The organism is Skermanella mucosa, from assembly GCF_016765655.2.
Lineage (GTDB): Bacteria > Pseudomonadota > Alphaproteobacteria > Azospirillales > Azospirillaceae > Skermanella > Skermanella mucosa.
In genome coordinates, this window is record NZ_CP086106.1 from 3,573,141 (window position 1) to 3,580,000 (window position 6,860).

Below are 6,860 nucleotides of genomic sequence, written 5' to 3' on the forward strand. Positions count from 1 at the left end.
GTCCCCAAGCTGACGCCGAACCCTCCTCGACGATCCCATCACCATCATCGGGAGGGTGATCGATGATTTCCGAACTCGTGACGGCCCGGCACCTGTACGCTCGATCGGATCACCCGGATCCTGAAGAACCCGGCATATGCCGGGGCTTTCGTCTACGGCCGGACCCGTTCCCGCCACATGCTGTATCCCAACGGCAAACTGATGACCGAACCCTGTCCAATGGCGGAGTGGAAGATCGTTGTGAAGGGCAAATACCCGGCCTACATCACTTGGGAAAGCTTCGAGCGGATCCAGGCGATGCTGCGCGACAACCACGCGGAATACGACCGGAACCGGACGCGCGGCGTGCCCCGCGACGGCGCCGCGCTGCTCCAGGGCATTGTGTGGTGCGGACAGTGCGGCCACAAAATGGCCGTGCAATATCGGGGCAGCAACCGCTACATCTGCAACTACCTGCATCGCTCCCAGGGCGACCCGGTGTGCCAGCACCTTCCCGCCGATCCGATCGACACGCAGGTGGTGGAGGCGTTCTTCGCGGCGGTGACGCCGGCTGAGTTGGAGACGTGGACACACGCTCAGGAAGTCCGACACCGATCGGACGAAGCTTTCGATCGCGCCGAGGCCCAGCAGATCGAGCGCCTGCGCTACCAGGCATTACTGGCCGAGCGCCAGTTCAACAAGGTCGACCCCGACAACCGCAATGTTGCCGGCGAACTGGAGCGTCGCTGGGAGCTGGCGCTGCGCGAGCTTCGCCAGGCCGAGGACGCGCTGGCCCGACACCGGGCGGAGCGCGCCGCGCCGGAGACGCTGTCCGACGAGGACCGGGAGCGGTTCCTCGCTCTCGGCCTCCAACTGCCGGCGCTCTGGGAAGAGCCCGACATGAACAGGGAGCGCAGAAAGGCGCTGCTCCGCAGTTTGATTGATAAGGTCGTGCTGCGACGGGCAGCGACGGATCGTATCAGCGTGCGCATCGTCTGGCGCGGCGGCGCTGTAGCGGCGCAGTCTCCGACCTTGAGGTGGCGGTCGCGGTGTACACGCACCGGGTGCTGCCGCGCGGGGCCGAGATGGAGGCCCGGCTCCTCGACCTGGCACGCCAGGGGATCGACGACGCGACCATCGCCGCCCAGCTGACTGCCGAGGGGCACCGTTCGGCCCGCTGTGGCCACGTTCCCGTAGACACGGTGCGCCATATCCGCGAGTCCCATCGCGTGCTGCGCGATTGGCGACCGACCCATCCCTGGCATATTCCGGGATGGTTGACCCTGGCCGAGTTGGCCAGGAAGCTCCAGGTCTCCCGGGACTGGATCGAGCGGCGTATCCGAAACGGCAGGATTGCCATCGTGCGTGATGCCGAAACGCGCCGCTTCCTCGTCCCGGACACCGATGAAATGCTCGCCAGGTTCGAAGCGCTGAAATCGGACGCGGTTGATCATATCGACTGCACGCAGTCAGCAAACTGATGAGGGCATCATCATGACTGGTCGTACGATCCCGGCGGCTGTTACAACGATCGCCTCCTGCTGGGCCTCAAGGGCAGGCTCTCGGAAGCCGAGCTGCACGTCCTCAAGGCGCGCATGCACCAGGGCCGGCAGGCCAAGGCGCAGCGCGGCGAGATGGCCATGGCGCTGCCGCGCGGCTATGTCCGCCGGCCCTCCGGCGAGGTCGTCAAGGATCCCGACGAACAGGTCCGGGCGACTATCGAGCTGGTCTTCGACGTGTTCGAGCGGCGCAGCTCGCTCGGCGGGGTACTCGCCTATCTCGTTGACCACGACATCCGCCTGCCGGACCACGAGCGCTCTGGCGCGGTCAAGGGCGACCTGGTGTGGCGCCGGCCCAACCGCCCCACGCTACAGGATCTGCTGCACAACCCGATCTACGCCGGCGCCTACGTCTACGGCCGGCGCACCGTCGATCCGCGGCGTCAGCGGCCCGGGCGGCCTTCGACCGGCCGCGTCGTGAACGGGCCGGAGCGCTGGGGCGTTCTCCTCAAGGACCGGCTCCCGGCCTATATCAGCTGGGAGCAGTATGAGAGGAACCTCGCCCAGTTGGCCGCCAACCGTGCCGACGCCTTCAACGTGCCCCGCGGCGGGCCAGCCCTGCTGTCCGGCCTGCTGGTCTGCGGCCACCGGATGGCGCCGAGCTACCGGAACAACGGCCGTGACCTGCGCTACGCGTGCTGCCGCGACGCGATCGAATACGCCGCGGCCCTGTGCCAGTCGCTGGTCGGTCGGCCGCTGGACGACCTGGTGGCCAGGCTGATCCTTGAGGCGCTCCGTCCGGCCGCCCTCGACGCCAGCCTGCAGCTGGCCGAGGACGTCGAGTTGGAGCGGGCGGCCCTGCACCGGCAAGGGGAGCAGCGCCTGGAGCGGGCTCGCCACGAGGCCGCCCAGGCCGAGCGGCGCTACAAGGCCGTCGATCCAGACAACCGGCTGGTCGCGCGCACCCTGGAGCGGCAATGGGAGGAGGCCCTCGCCGAGCAGGTCCGGCTCGCCGAGGAGCATGACCGCCTGCTCGCCCGCCAGCCGAAACGGCTGGGCGAGGCCGAACGCGCCGCCATCCGGCGCCTCGCCGACGACCTCCCGGCCCTGTGGCGGGCGGCGACCACGACGGCCGCCGACCGCCAGGCGATCGCGCGACTGCTGTTGGACCGGGTGGTGGTCACGGTCCAGGGCGACAGCGAGAAAGTGGAGGTCGAGTGCCATTGGGCGGGCGGCAACCGGACCCGCACGGCCCTGACCCGGCCGGTCCGGCGCCTCGACCAGCTCAGCACGTGCGCCGCGCTGCTGGCGCGGATCGAGGCCCTGGCCCGGAACGGGCTGAGCGCGCCGGAGATCGCCGAGCGGCTGAACGCGGAAGGCTGGCGTCCGCCCAAGCGCCGGGACACGTTCAACGGCCCAATGGTCGGTGCGCTGCTGCACCGGCTGGGCATCGTGCGCTCCAGCCACGACAGCCCGGCACGGCGGGTCGAGCGGCACGGCAAGCATGAATACACGTTGATCGAGCTGGCGGCCAAGCTGGCCATCCCGGAACCCACCCTGCACCGGTGGCTGGCCCGCGGATGGCTCACGGTGCGGCGGGCCGAGGCGGGCGGGCGCACGCTTTGGCTCATCCGTGCGGACGCGGCCGAACTTGACCGCCTACGCGACCTGCGCCTCCGGAACACGGCGGGGCGCCGGCTCGACCACCCCGATGACGCTTGAGAGGCACCATGGTTGGACGTTGTCACCGATCCAGCGGCAGGTGAACAGATCGCGGATCAGGCTCGTGTCCAGGCCGCGGGTCGCTTTCAGATCCAGGTTCTCGAAGCAGGCCGCCTGCCGCAGGCGGGCGCGCTTGAGCCGCATCTCCAGAGCGGCATTGGTACGATCAGCCGTTTCCCGCTCGATCAGCAGAGCGAGCTGATCATCGAAGTCGAGCCGGCCACGGTCGCCCAGCCCCGTCAACTCCTGCAGTGCCCGGACCATGCCGAACAGACGCAGGGATTTCAGTTTTCCAGATTGGCGTGATGCATGGTTTCTCTCCGGGCAGTCAGTGGTAGTAGGCCGGGCCGCGCAGGTTGGCATGGGGACCAAGGCCGCCGGCGGGATCCTCCAGGGCCTCGATCCGGCCCTTGACCAGCAGTTGCTGGAGAAGCGGTAGGAGCGCACGTTGGCGCTCAGGGCTGCCGTCGCGGCGGCCTGCAGAGCCACGGTGCCGTGCAGCCGGCCCAGTCGCAGCAGGCCAGCGACCTTACGCGCGGCTTGGTCGAGATGATCGGCATCGGCGAAGATCCTGTCGGCCAGCAGCCCGAGGTACCGCCGAGGCCGGCAGCCTCGGCCCGGACTGTCTCCGGCGTCAGCAGCACTGCGGCGCGGTGATTGGGCGGCCGATGCTCATCGAGCGTCACCGTCGCCCGTCCCGGTTCGGCATCCTGGCGGGCATGGGCCGCAACCCGCTGGCCCTTTTGGAAGATGCTGACCAGACTGACCGTGCAGAACACATCGACGTGCCGGCCGATCAGCCGGTAGGGCACCGAGTAGGCCACGCCCTCGATGCTGACGTGATAATCGGGCGCCAGTTTGTAACGGAACCAGCGGCCGATCACGAAGGGCTCCGCCGGCAGCGGTTTCAGCAGCGGCTTCTCCTGCTCCTCGAACAGCATGCGCCGGGTCAGCGTCCTGTCGGTCGTCAGCGGCCGCGCGTTGACCGCGGCGACCAGCTCCCGGACCGCCGCATTGGCTTCGTCCAGCGTGAAGAACACGCGGTTGCGCAGCGCCGTCAGCACCTGGGTCTCAACAATCTGGACGCCCTTTTCGGCGGCGGCCTTGTACCGCCGAAGGCGTTAGCTAAAGCTCCTCTTGGACGGCGCACCCGCGTCGGAACAACGCCGGTGCCGTAGTGACGCGCCAGCTCGTGATAGGAGCGGTTGACCACCGGATCGTAGAAGCTAGCATGGGTGATGCCGGTCTTGAGATTGTCCGGGACGAGTTTCGGCACGACGCCGTCAAGGTGGGTGAACATCCGGACGTGGCTGGCCAGCCAGTCCTCGGCCGTCTGGGTCCAGGTCGCTTCCGCATAGAGGTAGCCGGAGAACGGCAGGCAGGCGACAAAGACGCTGGCTTGGCGCGGCCCCTCGGCCGTGCTGATGGTCAGCGTCATGCCGGCGTAATCCACCTCGCAGGCGGCTCCCGGAGCATGCTCCCGCCGCATCCGCGGTTCAGCGCCGGCGCTGGTGTGGTCCAGGAAGTGGCGCCGGAACTGGCTGTAGCTGTAGCCGTCCCGGTGCTGCTGGCGGTACTCTTCCCAGACCAGCATCAGGGTCACGCCGCGCTTGCCAAGCTCGGCCGAGACCCACGCCCAGTCCGGCACCGGACGCTTGTCGGGCGGAGCGGCCCGCTGAAACAGCAGCGCCTCCACCGCTTCCTCGTTCATCCCAGCGACATCGGCGTAGCGCAGCCCGGCAGCATCGGCTCGCGCCAGGTAGTCGCCCACCGTCGTCTTCGGCATGCGGATCGACTGCGCGATCTGCCGCTTCGAATAGCCCAGTTCGTGGGCCAGCCTCAGAAGTTCCTTCACTCGTCGCATGTCTGACCTTTCCCGCGGCACGCCTCGCCCCCTGGACTGGACCAAAGGGGACAGTCATACCGCGCCTGTGAGGTCAGACGCCCAACTTGCCTTTCACGGGTGCTGTCCGGGCTGAAAACGGGTGGCCGAAATCATGAAAACGGTTGTCCGGTTTCGATGAACATCGGTGTCCGGTTTCCATGAACACAACTGGCCGAAATCGATGAAAATATGCATCAAGTTTGCGGAAGAGCCAACTTTGCATGCCGAATAACACGCCACGCGAACGTCAGCTACCCCCAACCGTCAATCAAGGCGGCTTTCGGTGGAGGCTTACTCAGTTGACGCCACCAATCGCCAGTTCCGGTCACGCTAGTTTCGGACACAGAGTGGACACGTTGTTACCGCGCTCCGCTAGAGACAAAGAAAAGCCCGCTAAGTCATTGACTTAACGGGCTGATCTGGTTGCGGGGGCAGGATTTGAACCTGCGACCTTCAGGTTATGAGCCTGACGAGCTACCGGGCTGCTCCACCCCGCGTCAGGGTGCGGGACATGTGATGGGAGAATTCGTGACGGTTGGTCCTGCCTTGGAGGCTTCCGGGCGGTTGGTGGACCTGGCGGCGACCTACTCTCCCACGTCTTGAGACGCAGTACCATTGGCGCGGAGGGTTTTCACGGCCGAGTTCGGGATGGGATCGGGTGCGGGCCCCTCGCTATGACCACCAGGTCGACCAAGCGCCCGGGTGCCTTGGGGCAGGTGATGAGGATGCGATGCGTCTTCGACGGATGCTTTGTTCTGCGGGCTTGCTGCTGCGCGTGACGCGCCGCGTTGGGATCAAGCCGATCGAGCGATTAGTAAGGCTTAGCTTCACGCGTTGCCGCGCTTCCACACGCCTCCTATCGACGGGATGGTCTATCCCGGCTCTCGGGGAGTGCTTGTTTTGAGGGGGGTTTCCCGCTTAGATGCTTTCAGCGGTTATCCCGTCCGCACTTAGCTACCCGGCGATGCGGCTGGCGCCACAACCGGTACACCAGAGGTGCGTCCATCCCGGTCCTCTCGTACTAGGGACAGCGCCTCTCAGCACTCCGACACCCACGGCAGATAGGGACCGAACTGTCTCACGACGTTCTAAACCCAGCTCACGTACCACTTTAATCGGCGAACAGCCGAACCCTTGGGACCTGCTCCAGCCCCAGGATGTGATGAGCCGACATCGAGGTGCCAAACCTCCCCGTCGATGTGGACTCTTGGGGGAGATCAGCCTGTTATCCCCGGCGTACCTTTTATCCGTTGAGCGATGGCCCTTCCACGCGGGACCACCGGATCACTATGGCCGACTTTCGTCTCTGCTCGACTTGTCGGTCTCGCAGTCAGGCTGGCTTATGCCATTGCACTCGTCGAGCGATTTCCGACCGCTCTGAGCCAACCTTCGCGCGCCTCCGTTACTCTTTGGGAGGCGACCGCCCCAGTCAAACTCCCCGCCATGCAGGGTCCCGGCTCCCGGTTCAGGGAGCGCGGTTAGATGCCAGAGATCCCAAGGGTGGTATTTCAAGGATGGCTCCACCGGAGCTGGCGCCCTGGCTTCAAAGCCTCCCACCTATCCTACACATGGGAACCCTGGCACCACTGCAAAGCTGGAGTAAAGGTGCACGGGGTCTTTCCGTCTGACCGCGGGTACTCCGCATCTTCACGGAGAATTCAATTTCGCTGAGTTGGTGTTGGAGACAGCGGGGAAGTCGTTACGCCATTCGTGCAGGTCGGAACTTACCCGACAAGGAATTTCGCTACCTTAGGACCGTTATAGTTACGGCCGCC

The 6,860-nt window shown here is 66.1% G+C and carries 5 protein-coding genes, 1 tRNA gene, 2 rRNA genes and 1 pseudogene (1 of these 9 only partly in view); 3 read left to right on the forward strand and 6 right to left on the reverse strand.

Annotation, left to right across the window (positions count from 1 at the left end; all coding sequences use genetic code 11):
* Positions 1–120 precede the first annotated feature (120 nt).
* The 3 genes from JL100_RS16445 to JL100_RS16455 all read left to right on the forward strand — a co-directional run bounded on the left by JL100_RS16445 (position 121) and on the right by JL100_RS16455 (position 3,200).
* Positions 121–1,131 (forward strand): recombinase family protein, encoded by a 1,011-nt coding sequence (locus JL100_RS16445; RefSeq protein WP_228421365.1) that lies wholly within the window; start codon positions 121–123, stop codon positions 1,129–1,131.
* Positions 1,065–1,460, forward strand: a complete 396-nt coding sequence (locus tag JL100_RS16450) for a helix-turn-helix domain-containing protein (RefSeq protein WP_202685653.1) — start codon at positions 1,065–1,067, stop codon at positions 1,458–1,460. Before JL100_RS16445 ends, JL100_RS16450 begins: the two co-directional genes overlap by 67 nt.
* 114 nt (positions 1,461–1,574) lie before the next feature.
* Positions 1,575–3,200, forward strand: a complete 1,626-nt coding sequence (locus tag JL100_RS16455; protein WP_202685652.1) for a recombinase family protein — start codon at positions 1,575–1,577, stop codon at positions 3,198–3,200.
* On the opposite strand, the gene JL100_RS36850 is transcribed toward JL100_RS16455, so the two are convergent.
* The 6 genes and pseudogenes from JL100_RS36850 to JL100_RS16480 all read right to left on the reverse strand — a co-directional run.
* Positions 3,138–3,563 (reverse strand): ATP-binding protein, encoded by a 426-nt coding sequence (locus JL100_RS36850; protein WP_407696864.1) that lies wholly within the window; start codon positions 3,561–3,563, stop codon positions 3,138–3,140. The two genes, JL100_RS16455 and JL100_RS36850, sit on opposite strands and share 63 nt — an antisense overlap.
* A gap of 92 nt (positions 3,564–3,655) precedes the next feature.
* The gene (locus JL100_RS36855) at positions 3,656–4,084 is read right to left on the reverse strand and encodes a Mu transposase domain-containing protein (protein WP_407697022.1); all 429 of its coding nucleotides are present in this window, start codon (positions 4,082–4,084) and stop codon (positions 3,656–3,658) included.
* 6 nt (positions 4,085–4,090) lie between these two features.
* Positions 4,091–5,085: pseudogene (gene istA, locus JL100_RS36860) on the reverse strand (IS21 family transposase); the annotation flags it as partial.
* Positions 5,086–5,505: 420 nt separating this feature from the next.
* A tRNA-Met gene (locus JL100_RS16470) sits at positions 5,506–5,582 on the reverse strand.
* Between the two features lie 74 nt (positions 5,583–5,656).
* A 5S ribosomal RNA gene (gene rrf, locus JL100_RS16475) occupies positions 5,657–5,771 on the reverse strand.
* Between the two features lie 104 nt (positions 5,772–5,875).
* A 23S ribosomal RNA gene (locus JL100_RS16480) occupies positions 5,876–6,860 on the reverse strand (it continues 1,758 nt past the right edge of the window).